General features: G+C 54.5%; 15 protein-coding genes. 11 read left to right on the forward strand and 4 right to left on the reverse strand.

From position 1 onward, the window contains the following. The first annotated feature begins 58 nt into the window (after window positions 1-58). The 3 genes from QMG44_RS00480 to QMG44_RS00490 are packed head-to-tail and all read left to right on the forward strand — an operon-like array spanning window position 59 to window position 3,184. Window positions 59-700 carry a hydrolase gene (locus QMG44_RS00480; RefSeq protein WP_014168837.1) on the forward strand — a complete coding sequence of 214 codons (642 nt, stop codon included), beginning with the start codon at window positions 59-61 and terminating at the stop codon, window positions 698-700. 48 nt (window positions 701-748) lie between these two features. Then, the gene (locus tag QMG44_RS00485; RefSeq protein WP_032677505.1) at window positions 749-1,294 is read left to right on the forward strand and encodes an antibiotic biosynthesis monooxygenase; all 546 of its coding nucleotides are present in this window, start codon (window positions 749-751) and stop codon (window positions 1,292-1,294) included. A 21-nt stretch (window positions 1,295-1,315) separates the two neighbouring features. After that, on the forward strand, window positions 1,316-3,184 hold the full coding sequence (locus QMG44_RS00490; protein WP_032677506.1) for an amidohydrolase: 1,869 nt from the start codon (window positions 1,316-1,318) through the stop codon (window positions 3,182-3,184). 69 nt (window positions 3,185-3,253) lie between these two features. On the opposite strand, the gene QMG44_RS00495 is transcribed toward QMG44_RS00490, so the two are convergent. Both QMG44_RS00495 and acpH read right to left on the reverse strand, forming a co-directional pair. Then, window positions 3,254-3,856: a peroxiredoxin gene (locus QMG44_RS00495; RefSeq protein ID WP_014168840.1), complete on the reverse strand. Its 603-nt coding sequence runs from the start codon at window positions 3,854-3,856 to the stop codon at window positions 3,254-3,256. Between the two features lie 127 nt (window positions 3,857-3,983). Beyond that, the gene (acpH, locus tag QMG44_RS00500) at window positions 3,984-4,565 is read right to left on the reverse strand and encodes an ACP phosphodiesterase (RefSeq protein ID WP_025204983.1); all 582 of its coding nucleotides are present in this window, start codon (window positions 4,563-4,565) and stop codon (window positions 3,984-3,986) included. Between the two features lie 92 nt (window positions 4,566-4,657). Here acpH and queA point away from each other — a divergent pair, with 92 nt between their 5' ends. From queA to QMG44_RS00535, 7 genes are all read left to right on the forward strand, one after another. After that, complete coding sequence (gene queA, locus QMG44_RS00505; protein ID WP_032677507.1) at window positions 4,658-5,728, forward strand: tRNA preQ1(34) S-adenosylmethionine ribosyltransferase-isomerase QueA; 1,071 nt, start codon at window positions 4,658-4,660, stop codon at window positions 5,726-5,728. A 53-nt stretch (window positions 5,729-5,781) separates the two neighbouring features. Then, complete coding sequence (gene tgt, locus QMG44_RS00510; protein WP_020885227.1) at window positions 5,782-6,909, forward strand: tRNA guanosine(34) transglycosylase Tgt; 1,128 nt, start codon at window positions 5,782-5,784, stop codon at window positions 6,907-6,909. 22 nt (window positions 6,910-6,931) lie between these two features. Further along, window positions 6,932-7,264 (forward strand): preprotein translocase subunit YajC, encoded by a 333-nt coding sequence (gene yajC / locus QMG44_RS00515; protein ID WP_000007630.1) that lies wholly within the window; start codon window positions 6,932-6,934, stop codon window positions 7,262-7,264. Between the two features lie 27 nt (window positions 7,265-7,291). Beyond that, window positions 7,292-9,139 carry a protein translocase subunit SecD gene (secD, locus tag QMG44_RS00520; RefSeq protein ID WP_014168844.1) on the forward strand — a complete coding sequence of 616 codons (1,848 nt, stop codon included), beginning with the start codon at window positions 7,292-7,294 and terminating at the stop codon, window positions 9,137-9,139. Window positions 9,140-9,149: 10 nt separating this feature from the next. After that, the gene (gene secF, locus QMG44_RS00525; RefSeq protein ID WP_020885225.1) at window positions 9,150-10,121 is read left to right on the forward strand and encodes a protein translocase subunit SecF; all 972 of its coding nucleotides are present in this window, start codon (window positions 9,150-9,152) and stop codon (window positions 10,119-10,121) included. Between the two features lie 142 nt (window positions 10,122-10,263). Then, window positions 10,264-10,629 carry a VOC family protein gene (locus QMG44_RS00530; protein ID WP_281852981.1) on the forward strand — a complete coding sequence of 122 codons (366 nt, stop codon included), beginning with the start codon at window positions 10,264-10,266 and terminating at the stop codon, window positions 10,627-10,629. A 14-nt stretch (window positions 10,630-10,643) separates the two neighbouring features. Continuing rightward, window positions 10,644-11,324 carry a YafY family protein gene (locus QMG44_RS00535; RefSeq protein WP_063156347.1) on the forward strand — a complete coding sequence of 227 codons (681 nt, stop codon included), beginning with the start codon at window positions 10,644-10,646 and terminating at the stop codon, window positions 11,322-11,324. Window positions 11,325-11,372: 48 nt separating this feature from the next. On the opposite strand, the gene QMG44_RS00540 is transcribed toward QMG44_RS00535, so the two are convergent. Continuing rightward, window positions 11,373-12,257: a nucleoside-specific channel-forming protein Tsx gene (locus QMG44_RS00540; protein ID WP_025204975.1), complete on the reverse strand. Its 885-nt coding sequence runs from the start codon at window positions 12,255-12,257 to the stop codon at window positions 11,373-11,375. A gap of 266 nt (window positions 12,258-12,523) precedes the next feature. Continuing rightward, entirely contained in the window at window positions 12,524-13,063 is a 540-nt protein-coding gene (locus QMG44_RS00545; protein WP_025204974.1) for a DUF3251 domain-containing protein, read from the reverse strand. A gap of 152 nt (window positions 13,064-13,215) precedes the next feature. Here QMG44_RS00545 and nrdR point away from each other — a divergent pair, with 152 nt between their 5' ends. Further along, window positions 13,216-13,665: a transcriptional regulator NrdR gene (nrdR, locus tag QMG44_RS00550; protein ID WP_008503337.1), complete on the forward strand. Its 450-nt coding sequence runs from the start codon at window positions 13,216-13,218 to the stop codon at window positions 13,663-13,665. Window position 13,666 lies beyond the last annotated feature (1 nt).

Genomic DNA, 13,666 nt, shown 5'->3' on the forward strand with positions numbered 1-13,666 from the left:
TTTCTCATATAGCACACCAAAACGTTGGCTTTTAACACATTGATTAAAAGGTACTTTTATGTCTATTCGTGAACTGATTGACCCGTCCAATTCTGTACTGATTTTTATCGATCACCAACCGCAAATGTCTTTTGGCGTGGCAAATATTGACCGTCAGTTATTAAAGAATAATACGGTGGCTCTGGCAAAAGCAGGCAAAATTTTTGATGTTCCGGTTATCTACACCTCTGTCGAAACAAAAAGCTTTAGCGGATACATCTGGCCAGAATTGCTGGCGGTTCACCCGGCGGTTAAACCGATTGAACGTACCTCTATGAACTCCTGGGAAGACGATGCGTTTGTTGCGGCAGTGAAAGCAACGGGCCGCAAGAAACTTATCATCTCAGCCCTGTGGACCGAAGTTTGCCTGACCTTCCCGGCGCTGATGGCTCTGGATGAAGGGTTTGAAGTTTATGTAGTAACCGATACTTCCGGCGGTACCTCCGTAGATGCCCATGAACGTGCGATTGACCGTATGGTTCAAGCGGGCGCGGTTCCTGTGACCTGGCAGCAGGTGCTGCTTGAGTATCAGCGCGACTGGTCTCGCAAAGGCACTTACGACGCGGTCATGGACCTGGTCCGTGAGCACAGCGGTGCTTATGGCATGGGCGTTGACTATGCCTACACCCTCGTTCACGGCGCGCCAGAACGCAAAGCGTAAACCTTTCAGGGCGGGGTTCTCCCGCCCATTAATGACCAGGAAACTATTATGGCGCACACATCGCATGTCACGCTGGTGATCACCCACACCTTGCTGCCGGGTCAGGCTGAGCGATACGAACAGTGGCTGGGTAAGATCATGCCCATCGCGGCGGAATTTCCGGGGCATCTTGGCGCGAACGTCATCCGCCCGACCGACGGACAACATCTGTGGACGGTGATAATCCGTTTCGACACCCTCGAACACCTTTCTGCATGGACCCAGTCCGATACCCGTAATGCGCTGGTAAAAGAGATTGAACCGCTGCTGGCGGAAGGCGATAAAACCGAAGTGCGTACCGAGGCGGCGTTCTGGTTTACTCCACCGGAGCCTCATGTGCGTAAGCCTAAACAGTGGAAACAGTTTCTCATTACCCTGCTGGTTATCTTCCCCAGTACCAACCTGGTGCCGCTGGTGACCGGTGTATTGCTTCCTGGCCTGAAAGGTACGTTGTTGCTGCATCTGATTAACGATGCCTGTGTGGTCGCGCTGGTGGTCTGGCTGTGGATGCCCATCGTGACCCGTCTGTTTGCCGGATGGCTCAAAAAAGCCTGATTCGGCTGAAAGGAGTACGTTATGTCTCAAACTGCCACACTGATCTTAACCAAAGGTAAGATCCATACCCTCGATCGCGAAAACCCGCTCACGGAAGCGGTGGCTATTGCTAACGGCAAGATCCTGGCGACGGGCAACCACGATCGCATTATGAGCTATGCGACGCAGGGAACGCAGATTGTCGATCTGAAGGGAAGTACGGTGATCCCCGGGCTTAACGATTCGCACCTGCACCTGATCCGCGGCGGGCTGAACTACAACCTCGAGCTGCGCTGGGAAGGCGTACCGTCGCTGGCGGATGCGCTAAGGATGTTGAAAGATCAGGCCGATCGTACACCTTCACCTCAGTGGGTTCGGGTGGTGGGCGGCTGGAGCGAGTTTCAGTTCGCCGAACGCCGGATGCCGACCATCGAAGAGCTTAACGAGGCGGCACCGGATACGCCGGTGTTTGTCCTGCACCTCTACGATCGTGCCCTGCTTAACCGCGCTGCGTTGAAAGCTGTCGGCTACACCAAAGAGACGCCAAACCCGCCGGGCGGGGAGATTGTGCGTGATAACCACGGCAACCCGACCGGGCTGCTGATCGCTAAACCTAACGCGATGATCCTCTACGCCACGCTGGCAAAAGGACCGAAACTCCCCATCGAGCAGCAGGTTAACTCCACGCGCCAGTTTATGCGCGAGCTTAACCGTCTGGGGCTGACCAGCGCCATTGATGCCGGCGGCGGCTTCCAGAACTACCCGGAAGATTACGAGGTGATTGCCGAACTGCACGCCAAAGAGCAGATGACGGTGCGTATTGCCTACAACCTCTTCACCCAGCGCCCTAAACAGGAGCTGGAGGATTTTGAGCGCTGGACCGATATGCTCAAACCGGGGCAGGGCACAGACTTTTATCGTGCGAACGGGGCAGGAGAGATGCTGGTCTTCTCGGCGGCGGATTTTGAAGATTTCCTCCAGCCGCGCCCGGATCTGCTGCAAGGGATGGAAGACGAGCTGGAACGCGTGGTGCGCCACCTGGTGGAAAACCGCTGGCCGTTCCGGCTGCATGCCACTTATGACGAATCCATCAGCCGGATGCTGGATGTCTTTGAGAAGGTGAACCGTGAGATTCCGTTTAACGGCCTGCACTGGTTCTTTGACCATGCGGAGACCATTACCGAACGTAATATCGAGCGCGTCAAAGCGTTGGGGGGCGGTATTGCGGTGCAGCACCGTATGGCGTTCCAGGGCGAATATTTCGTCGACCGCTACGGCAAAGAGGCGGTGAAACACACGCCACCGGTGGCGAAAATGCTGGAGCTGGACGTGCCGGTTGGGTTAGGTACTGACGCAACCCGTGTGGCGAGCTATAACCCGTGGACGGCGCTCTACTGGCTGGTCTCCGGGCGAACCGTCGGCGGCCTGGCGATGTATGACGACAATAACCGCCTGCCGCGTGAGGTAGCGCTGGAGCTGTGGACCGCAGGCAGCGCGTGGTTTTCCAGCGAGCAGGGTAAAAAAGGCCGTCTGGTTGAAGGGCAGCTTGCGGACCTGGTGGTGCTGTCGAAAGATTACTTCAGCGTGACGGAAGAGGAGATCAAGGGCATTGAATCGGTGCTGACCGTTGTGGATGGCAAGGTCGTGTATGCCGCCGGTCATTTCAGTCCGCTGTCACCGCCGCCGATCCCGGTTGTGCCGTCGTGGTCACCGGTCGTGAAAGTCCCGGGGCATTACCGCTCTGCGCCGCCTGCAGCCAGTAAAGTGGGGGCGGTGGTACAGATGCACCAGTGCATTGGTAGCTGCGGGGTGCATGGCCATGCGCACGGCATTGCGCGGCAATCGGATATCCCGGTATCTGATGACCAGGCATTCTGGGGCGTGCTGGGGTGCTCGTGCTTCGCGTTTTAACGTGTGAAAGTGAGATCGTACAAAACAAAAAGGCCCGCTAATGCGGGCCTTTTCCGTAAACCGTGCCGATTACAGGCTGGATACGTTCTCAGACAGGTATTTAGCAACGCCGTCCGGAGACGCGTTCATACCTTCTTTACCTTTTTCCCACTGAGCCGGGCACACTTCACCGTGCTCTTCGTGGAACTGCAGCGCGTCAACCATGCGCAGCATTTCGTCGATGTTACGACCCAGTGGCAGATCGTTAACAACCTGGTGACGAACGATGCCGTTTGCGTCGATCAGGAAAGAACCGCGCAGTGCAACGCCAGCGTCCGGATGTTCGATACCGTAAGCCTGCTGGATTTCGCGTTTGATGTCCGCAACCATTGCGTATTTCACCGCACCGATGCCGCCTTTGTCGACAGGGGTGTTACGCCATGCGTTGTGTACAAATTCAGAGTCGAAGGAGACGCCTACAACTTCTACGCCACGCTTCTGGAATTCTTCGTAACGTTTGTCGAATGCGATCAGCTCAGACGGGCAAACGAAAGTGAAGTCCATTGGCCAGAAGAACAGAACGGTCGCTTTACCGTTGGTGTGCTGTTTGAAGTTGAAGTTTTCAACGATTTCACCGTTGCCCAGAACTGCTGCAGCTGTAAAATCCGGAGCCGGACGAGTTACCAGAACCATGTGATTCTCCTGTAGATACTAAGGTTATTTGGAACGCAACGCCGCCCAGTATAGAGAGTGTTCATTGATAAGACAAAGAGGCGCTAACAATCGTTCAGCAAGCTTTCACCTATCAATGGCATTTCTGTTATAGCTGTTTGTTTTTCGCCTGGGTCATCATACGCGGATAGAACTGCCAGAACCGCGTCTCCAGCGCCTCGTAGTGGGCGTCCAGGTCATGCCAGGAGTCGCGCAGCGCGTCGAGTCGCGGTCGGCGACTCGCCATCCCGTTTAACACATTCTGTATAAAGTCCATCTCGCGATAGCGCTCAAGCCAGCGTTCTGACCAGAGATAGTTATTCAGATTCACAAAGCGCGGCGGCGAATCCGGCAAAATAATGGACACCTGCTGGTGGGCATAGCGCACGAACGCGTTTAGGGGCATCTCAGGAGAGAGTGTTTCCCAGTGCCGCGAGAGGAAATGGTCCCACATTACATCGAGCGTGATCGGTGCGACGCGCCGCGTTTCAGGGCGGAACCACGCTTTGGCTTCCTGGACTTCCGGCAGGTTATCGGTCAGTACGTCGATACGGCGATGCATAAAAATCCCGTCGACAACCTCTGCGGAGTACGCGTCGGCGGGATTACCGCGCACGAAATCGGCCAGCAGATTGCCGGAAAGAGAGCTGTCAGCGAGATGAGCAAGATGCAGGTGAGCGAGAAAATTCATGCGTTTTATTTGTCCAGGGGCGGCTAGTTGTTGCAGCAAAAGGGTGTGAGCACTAGACTATGCCGCCTGTTTTTAAGTCACGAGTATACGTCATGCGCGTCGCCGATTTCTCCTTTGAACTACCTGAATCCCTGATTGCTCACTACCCAATGCCTGAGCGCAGTAGCTGTCGTTTGCTGTCACTGGATGGGCCGACGGGCGAGCTGACGCACGGTACTTTCACCGATTTGCTCGACAAGCTCAACCCTGGCGATCTGCTGGTCTTTAACAATACCCGCGTGATCCCGGCGCGTCTGTTTGGCCGTAAAGCCAGCGGCGGCAAGATTGAAGTGCTGGTCGAACGTATGCTTGATGATAAACGTATTCTGGCACATATTCGCGCCTCTAAAGCGCCGAAGCCGGGTGCAGAGCTGCTGCTTGGCGATGATGAGAGCATCCGTGCAACCATGACCGCGCGTCACGATGCGTTGTTTGAGGTGGCGTTCAATGACGAGCGCACGGTGCTCGACATCCTGAATGCGATCGGCCATATGCCGCTGCCCCCTTACATCGAGCGCCCGGATGAAGAGGCTGACCGCGAGCTGTACCAGACCGTTTACAGCCAGAAGCCTGGCGCGGTCGCCGCGCCGACGGCGGGCCTGCATTTTGATGAACCGCTGCTGGAAAAATTGCGCGCGAAAGGTATCGAGATGGCCTTCGTGACCCTGCATGTCGGGGCGGGTACGTTCCAGCCGGTGCGCGTGGACAGCATCGAAGACCACATCATGCACTCCGAATATGCCGAAGTGCCGCAAGAGGTGGTGGATGCCGTTCTGGCCGCCAAAGCACGCGGTAACCGCGTTGTGGCAGTGGGCACCACGTCGGTACGCTCCCTTGAGAGCGCCGCGCAGGCCGCCAAAAATGACCTGATTGAGCCTTTCTTTGGCGATACGCAGATCTTTATCTACCCGGGCTATCAGTACAACGTGATTGATGCCCTGGTAACCAACTTCCATCTGCCTGAATCAACGCTGATTATGCTGGTGTCCGCTTTTGCAGGTTATCAGCACACTATGGCGGCGTACAAGTCTGCGGTAGAACAAAAATATCGCTTTTTTAGCTACGGGGACGCGATGTTTATCACGTACAATCCGCAGGCTTTGAATGAGCGTGTCGGGGAATAAGTCCGCGGCACCGTTTTACAACGTTGGACTGTTTTTCTGACGTCGGAGAAAAAATGAAATTTGAACTCGATACCACCGATGGTCGCGCACGTCGCGGCCGCCTGGTGTTTGATCGCGGCGTGGTGGAAACCCCCGCGTTTATGCCTGTGGGCACCTACGGCACCGTAAAAGGGATGACGCCGGAAGAAGTGGAAGCCACTGGCGCACAGATTATCCTCGGCAATACCTTCCACCTGTGGCTGCGTCCTGGTCAGGAGATCATGAAGCTGCACGGCGATTTGCATGACTTCATGCAGTGGAAAGGCCCGATCCTGACCGACTCCGGTGGTTTCCAGGTCTTCAGCCTGGGCGATATCCGTAAGATCACCGAGCAGGGCGTACACTTCCGTAACCCGATCAACGGCGATCCGATTTTCCTCGATCCTGAAAAGTCTATGGAGATTCAGTACGATCTCGGCTCTGATATCGTGATGATCTTCGACGAATGTACGCCATACCCGGCCGACTGGGATTACGCGAAACGCTCCATGGAGATGTCGTTGCGCTGGGCGAAGCGTAGCCGTGACCGCTTTGACTCCCTGCAGAACAAAAATGCGCTGTTCGGTATTATCCAGGGCAGCGTTTACGAAGATTTACGCGATATCTCTGTTAAAGGTCTGGTAGAGATAGGTTTTGATGGCTACGCTGTCGGCGGTTTGGCTGTGGGTGAACCGAAGGAAGACATGCATCGCATTCTGGAGCATGTCTGCCCGCAAATCCCGGCAGATAAACCCCGTTACCTGATGGGTGTGGGTAAACCTGAGGACCTGGTTGAAGGTGTGCGCCGCGGCATTGATATGTTCGACTGCGTTATGCCAACCCGCAACGCGCGTAACGGTCATCTGTTTGTGACCGATGGCGTGGTGAAAATCCGTAACGCGAAGCATAAGAGTGACACCAGCCCGCTCGATTCCGAGTGCGATTGCTACACCTGTCGCAATTATTCTCGCGCGTACCTGCATCATCTTGATCGTTGCAATGAGATTTTGGGTGCGCGTCTCAATACCATTCATAATCTTCGTTATTATCAGCGCTTAATGGCTGGTTTACGCAAGGCTATTGAAGAGGGTAAATTAGAGAGCTTCGTGACCGATTTTTACCAACGTCAGGGTCGAACCGTTCCACCTTTGAACGTTGATTAATTTTAATAATGAGGGAATTTGAATGAGCTTTTTTATTTCTGATGCGGTAGCGGCAACAGGTGCTCCGGCGCAGGGCAGCCCGATGTCTCTGATTCTGATGCTGGTTGTGTTCGGTCTGATCTTCTACTTCATGATCCTGCGCCCACAGCAGAAGCGTACCAAAGAGCACAAAAAGCTGATGGACTCCATTGCCAAAGGTGATGAAGTGCTGACCAACGGTGGTCTGGTCGGTCGCGTAACCAAAGTGGCTGAAAGTGGCTACATTGCTATTGCCCTGAACGACACCACTGAAGTGGTTATCAAACGTGACTTCGTAGCTGCCGTTCTGCCGAAAGGCACCATGAAGGCGCTGTAATCCCAACTTTTCCCAAAGGGAACTGCCGTGTTAAACCGTTATCCTTTGTGGAAGTACATCATGCTGGTCGCCGTGATTCTCGTCGGCCTGCTGTACGCGCTTCCCAACCTGTATGGTGAGGATCCGGCTGTTCAAATCACTGGCGCGCGCGGTGTCGCCGCCAGTGAGCAAACGCTGATCCAGGTCCAGAAATCGTTACAAGAAGAAAAAATTACCGCTAAGTCTGTGGCTCTGGAAGAGGGCGCAATTCTTGCTCGCTTCGACACCACCGACACGCAGCTCCGCGCTCGCGAAGTGCTGATGGGCGTGCTGGGTGATAAATACGTCGTGGCGCTTAACCTTGCTCCTGCAACCCCGCGTTGGCTGGCTGCGTTGAATGCAGAGCCAATGAAACTCGGTCTTGACCTGCGTGGCGGTGTTCACTTCCTGATGGAAGTGGATATGGATACCGCGCTCGGCAAACTGCAGGAACAAAACATCGACAGCCTTCGCAGCGATCTGCGCGAAAAAGGCATCGCTTACACTACCGTTCGTAAAGAAGATAACTACGGTATGAGCATCACGTTCCGCGACAGCGCGGCGCGCGATCAGGCTGTAGATTACCTGACTCAACGTCACCGTGACCTCGTGATCACCTCTCAGGGCAGCAACCAGCTGCGCGCGGTGATGACCGATGCTCGCCTGAAAGAAGCCCGTGAATACGCCGTTCAGCAGAACATCAATATTCTGCGTAACCGTGTAAACCAGCTGGGTGTTGCTGAGCCACTGGTACAGCGTCAGGGTGCTGACCGTATCGTGGTGGAACTCCCGGGGATTCAGGACACGGCACGTGCGAAAGAGATTCTGGGGGCAACTGCCACGCTGGAATTCCGTCTGGTTAACTCCAACGTCGATCAGTCCGCTGCTGCCGCAGGCCGTATTCCGGGCGATTCGGAAGTGAAACAGACCCGCGAAGGTCAGCCAGTTGTGCTGTACAAACGCGTGATCCTGACCGGTGACCACATCACCGACTCCACATCCAGCCAGGACGAATACAACCAGCCGCAGGTTAACATCTCGCTGGATAGCGCGGGTGGTAACATCATGTCTAACTTCACCAAGGACAACATCGGTAAACCGATGGCGACCCTGTTCGTGGAGTACAAAGACAGCGGTAAGAAAGATGCAAACGGCCGCGCGGTGCTGGTGAAAGAGGAAGAGGTGATTAACATCGCCAACATCCAGTCTCGTCTGGGTAACAGCTTCCGCATCACCGGTATCAACAACCCGAACGAAGCGCGTCAGCTTTCACTGCTGCTGCGTGCCGGTGCGCTGATTGCACCGATTCAGATTGTTGAAGAACGTACCATTGGTCCAACGCTGGGGATGCAAAACATCAAGCAGGGTCTGGAAGCGTGTCTGGCCGGTCTGGTGGTCTCCATCCTCTTCATGATCTTCTTCTATAAGAAGTTTGGTCTGATTGCGACAAGCGCACTGGTTGCGAACCTGGTGCTGATTATCGGCATCATGTCTCTGTTGCCGGGGGCGACGCTGACCATGCCGGGGATTGCCGGTATCGTCTTAACCCTTGCGGTGGCGGTCGACGCCAACGTACTGATAAACGAACGTATCAAAGAAGAGTTAAGCAATGGTCGCTCTGTTCAGCAGGCGATTGACGAAGGCTACAAAGGGGCATTCAGCTCCATCTTCGATGCGAACGTAACAACACTGATTAAGGTTCTTATCCTGTATGCAGTGGGGACTGGCGCTATCAAAGGCTTTGCGATCACCACCGGTATCGGTGTTGCAACGTCAATGTTTACCGCTATTGTCGGCACCCGTGCCATCGTGAACCTGCTGTATGGCGGCAAGCGCGTCAAAAAGCTGTCTATCTGAGGAGTGCGTTGTGGCACAGGAATATACTGTTGAACAATTGAACCATGGCCGTAAAGTCTGGGACTTTATGCGCTGGGACTACTGGGCTTTCGGCATTTCAGGTTTACTGCTGATCCTCTCCCTTATCGTGATGGGCGTGAAAGGCTTTAACTGGGGTCTTGATTTCACCGGTGGTACGGTAATTGAGATCTCCCTGGAAAAACCGGTCGATATGGACCAGATGCGCCAGTCTCTGCAGAAAGCGGGCTTTGAAGAGCCGTTGCTGCAGAACTTCGGCAGCAGCCGTGACATCATGGTGCGTATGCCGCCGGTGCACGATGCGAACGGCAGCCAGGAGCTGGGCAGCAAGGTTGTTAACGTGGTTAACGAAACAACCAACCAGCATGCGACGGTTAAGCGTATCGAGTTCGTCGGGCCAAGCGTAGGTGCTGACCTGGCGCAAACCGGTGCGATGGCGCTACTGGTGGCTCTGATCTCCATTCTGGTGTACGTCGGTTTCCGCTTTGAGTGGCGACTGGCGGCGGGTGTGGTTATCGCCCTGGCGCACGACGTGGTGATCACCATGGGCATACTGTCTCTGTTCCACATTGAGATTGACCTGACAATCGTGGCATCCCTGATGTCCGTTATCGGTTACTCACTGAACGACAGTATCGTGGTATCTGACCGTATTCGTGAAAACTTCCGTAAGATCCGTCGCGGTACGCCGTACGAAATCTTTAACGTGTCGTTGACCCAGACGCTGCACCGTACGTTGATCACATCCGGAACCACCTTGATGGTGATCCTGATGCTGTTCCTCTTCGGCGGCCCGGTACTGGAAGGCTTCTCGCTGACCATGCTGATCGGTGTCTCTATCGGTACGGCTTCGTCTATCTACGTCGCCTCCGCACTGGCACTGAAACTTGGCATGAAGCGCGAGCACCTGCTCCAGCAGAAAGTCGAGAAAGAAGGGGCGGACCAGCCGTCTATTCTGCCGTAAGACGACGTGTCGTTCGTTCCTGAAATCCCGGTCTGTTGACCGGGATTTTTTTTATCTGCTCCTGCCAAACACTCCTGACAGTATGCTGTCAGGAGCCCTGTCGTAGACTCTTTTCGAACCCAAACAACAGGCAGGAGGATGTATGAAAAGTGTGATTAACTGGTTTGAAATTCCGGTCGCCGATATGGATCGCGCTATCAAATTTTATGAGCCCGTGATGCAGGTACAGCTGAGACGAGAGAAAATGGATGTGGCTGAGCTAGCCGTTTTCCCGCATGACGATCCGGCCACCGGCGGCGCGCTGGCAAAATTTGAGGGCATTACACCGTCCGTACAGGGCGCTATTATTTACCTGCATACTGACAACCTGGCGGCAACGCTCGATCGCATCGCGTCTGCGGGTGGCGAGTGCGTGTTTGGCCCGCTGGAATTGCCGCGTGGCATTGGCACCATAGCCTTGTTTACCGACAGCGAAGGTAATCGCGTCGGCCTCTATCAACCTGCCTGAGAGCTGAATACGATATGACCCGACGCGCTGACCGTTTGTTTCAGATTGTGCAGATCCTGAGAGGCAGGCGTCTGACAACGGCAGCGCATCTGGCGGACAGGTTGAGCGTATCGGAACGGACCGTATACCGTGATATCCGCGACCTGTCGCTTTCCGGCGTGCCGGTGGAAGGGGAGGCGGGAAGCGGCTATCGGCTGATGTCGGGTTTTGACTTACCTCCGCTGATGCTGACGAACAAAGAATCTGAAGCGTTGATGGTCGCCATCCGTCTGCTGAAAACCTGGGGGGGCGACTCGCTCTCGCGTGAGCTTGAGTCGGCGCAGGAGAAGGTACTGGCGATCCTGCCCGAGGAGAGCCGACGTAAGGCGGAGCAGACGCGGATATATGCGCCGGATATTGCGCTTCAGCCGCATTCGCGCAGCGACTTTGATGTTATTCATCAGGCTATTTCTGCCCAGTGCGTACTGGCGCTGCATTATCGTGATGAAGCCGGGCATCTGACATGGCGCGACATTCAGCCGCTGGGGCTGTTCTTCTGGGGAGAGCATTGGCTGCTGGCCGCGTGGTGTGAACGGCGTGATGACTACCGCTGCTTCCGGCTCGACAGGTGTCTGAATATTACGCTCACGCCGAGGCGTTTTAGCGAAAGCGCGGAGCGATCGCTGGCGGATTTTCTGCGTAAGGTAAAGCAATAAAAAAGCCAGCATATCAGCTGGCTTTGTCCGTTTTTGCCTTCTTTCACATCAGAAGTTGTAACCGACAACCAGGTAACCACCCCAGCCGGTAGAACGTACGCTGAAGTCGCCATTGCCGAAGTTCAGGCTTGCGTCATCGTTCCACTGACCGCCGTTATGCCAGTAACGCGCAACAACGGAATAGTGCCAGTGATCGTAGTTCAGCGCCAGGATGTGGCTGGAGGCGATGGAGTCGTTGGTACGCGCTTTCTTACCGTTCAGGTCACGGAAGTCGTTGTCGCCCAGGTCTGAACCCCAGTCAAAGTTGGTGAAACCGATATAGCTCAGGTTACCGCCCCACAGCTGGGTAATTGGCACAAAGTATTTCACTTTGAAACGGTAGCCATCCCACTCGTTTTCGTTCGCGGCACCGTAGTTCTGCCACTGGTATTTCGCATAGACGTTCAGGGACAGGCTCATTGGCAGACCGGTATCGATGTCGGTACCCAGACCCATATACCAGGTGCTCTGACGACCGGACGCGTTACGGCCCATGTCGTAGATGTAGTTGTTCGCGAAGTACCACTCTTTGAATGGACCAAACGCCAGGCTGGTGCCCGTCAGCTTATCAATGGAGAAGCGGGGTTCGATCTCCATGAACAGGGGTGAACCGTGGTTCCAGATACCTTTCGCATCGGTGTTACCGCCGAAGAAGACCGGTGCATCCATATAGCCGTAGAAATCGAACCAGTCTTTCTTGGCGAAGGCTTCGTACTCCAGATAGGTATCGTTGCGGATCTGTGGTCCGAAACGGGTGTGATAGCTGCCGACCACGTTAACGCTCTGGTGCCACCAGTCGGAGAGGTATTGTGGTTTATCGTTTTCCGCTGCGTTAACAGTGAAAGTGGAGGAGAGTGCCAGCACGGCGCCAGCCGCGAGTAATGTTTTTTTCATAATCATGCCACTGATTGAAATTCCCTTCCGGGAGTGAAAAATGCGCGAATTGCGTTTCTAAATATTTCGTGTTTCTGCGGAGCCTATTATAGGAATCCTTGCTCACAAAAATATGTGTTGTTTCACATATCTCTCACACGCGTAATCGATTGCGTTCACGTTTGCGTACTTTAAACGGCGGGGATTGTAGCGGCAATGATTTCTGTTGCCAATCTTTGCGGATTGTAAATGTTAGCGGAGTGACATTGCACTCCGCTGAAAGGGGATTACTGCGCGGCGGGCTGGATATCGTGAATGCGGATGAAACCTAACTGATCCGGCGTAAGTCCGTTCAGCTGGATCGGAATGTCAACATCGCTCGGGGCCAGCACGCTGGCGGGTGCGGTGAACAGCTGGCTCTTCACGTTCACTTCCTGATAGTTCTCGGTGGTGCCCTGAATCTGCCCCCACTCGACGGTGCCGCTAAAGGCTGGCAGAGGATCGTTGGATTCCCCCTGAATGCGTAATGTTGCGCGAGTACCATCCGCATTGGCCGCCACGTTAACCAGCGACATTTTCAGCGTGCCAATCTGGCTGTTGAGACGCGCCGGGGTGTTAGACCCGGGCAGCAGATAAACCCCGCTGCTGGATTTGGCATTCAGCGCGTTTTGCTGGGTGATCTTCACGGTTTCTTTGTTCAGTTTGTCCATCGCGGTATTGAGCGTATTCACGCTTTGTTTCATTTGACGGACTTCGGTTTGCTGTGCACAGGCGCTAAGGGTAAACAGACTCCCCACCAGCAATATTTTCAGGTAACGTCTTGTCATTGCGTTTATTTCCTTGAAATAACGGATCTCCGTAATGGTAGCCAGCATCGCATCAACAGGCATAGATCCTTTGTCTCAAAAAGCTCTTCCTTTGTTGTCAGGCCAGATCAGGGTAAAATGAAAATCAGTTAACCACATAACAGGGATACCGTATGCATTGCCCATTCTGCTCCGCTGTGGATACCAAAGTTATCGACTCTCGCCTTGTGGGCGAAGGGTCTTCCGTACGCCGCCGCCGGCAATGTCTGGTGTGCAACGAGCGTTTCACGACCTTTGAGGTTGCAGAGCTGGTAATGCCGCGCGTGGTAAAAAGTAACGACGTGCGTGAGCCGTTTAACGAAGAGAAACTGCGCAGCGGGATGCTCAAGGCGCTGGAAAAACGCCCTGTCAGTGCAGATGACGTCGAAATGGCGTTAAACCACATAAAATCTTACCTTCGTGGTTTGGGTGAGCGCGAGGTGCCAAGCAAGATGATTGGCAACCTGGTGATGGAGCAACTGAAAAAGCTCGATAAGGTCGCCTATATCCGCTTCGCCTCTGTGTACCGCAGTTTCGAAGATATCAAAGAGTTTGGCGAAGAGATCGCCCGCTTACAGGATTAAG

This window comes from Enterobacter sp. 200527-13 (assembly GCF_027924865.1).
Classification (GTDB): domain Bacteria; phylum Pseudomonadota; class Gammaproteobacteria; order Enterobacterales; family Enterobacteriaceae; genus Enterobacter; species Enterobacter ludwigii.

What these genes read in the sequence shown, in the direction of transcription:
- QMG44_RS00480 (WP_014168837.1), top strand. Translation starts at nt 59, where the DNA reads ATGTCTATTCGTGAACTGATTGACCCGTCCAATTCTGTACTGATTTTT.
- QMG44_RS00485 (WP_032677505.1), top strand. Translation starts at nt 749, where the DNA reads ATGGCGCACACATCGCATGTCACGCTGGTGATCACCCACACCTTGCTG.
- QMG44_RS00490 (WP_032677506.1), top strand. Translation starts at nt 1,316, where the DNA reads ATGTCTCAAACTGCCACACTGATCTTAACCAAAGGTAAGATCCATACC.
- QMG44_RS00495 (WP_014168840.1), bottom strand. Translation starts at nt 3,856, where the DNA reads ATGGTTCTGGTAACTCGTCCGGCTCCGGATTTTACAGCTGCAGCAGTT.
- acpH (WP_025204983.1), bottom strand. Translation starts at nt 4,565, where the DNA reads ATGAATTTTCTCGCTCACCTGCATCTTGCTCATCTCGCTGACAGCTCT.
- queA (WP_032677507.1), top strand. Translation starts at nt 4,658, where the DNA reads ATGCGCGTCGCCGATTTCTCCTTTGAACTACCTGAATCCCTGATTGCT.
- tgt (WP_020885227.1), top strand. Translation starts at nt 5,782, where the DNA reads ATGAAATTTGAACTCGATACCACCGATGGTCGCGCACGTCGCGGCCGC.
- yajC (WP_000007630.1), top strand. Translation starts at nt 6,932, where the DNA reads ATGAGCTTTTTTATTTCTGATGCGGTAGCGGCAACAGGTGCTCCGGCG.
- QMG44_RS00530 (WP_281852981.1), top strand. Translation starts at nt 10,264, where the DNA reads ATGAAAAGTGTGATTAACTGGTTTGAAATTCCGGTCGCCGATATGGAT.
- QMG44_RS00535 (WP_063156347.1), top strand. Translation starts at nt 10,644, where the DNA reads ATGACCCGACGCGCTGACCGTTTGTTTCAGATTGTGCAGATCCTGAGA.
- QMG44_RS00540 (WP_025204975.1), bottom strand. Translation starts at nt 12,257, where the DNA reads ATGAAAAAAACATTACTCGCGGCTGGCGCCGTGCTGGCACTCTCCTCC.
- QMG44_RS00545 (WP_025204974.1), bottom strand. Translation starts at nt 13,063, where the DNA reads ATGACAAGACGTTACCTGAAAATATTGCTGGTGGGGAGTCTGTTTACC.
- nrdR (WP_008503337.1), top strand. Translation starts at nt 13,216, where the DNA reads ATGCATTGCCCATTCTGCTCCGCTGTGGATACCAAAGTTATCGACTCT.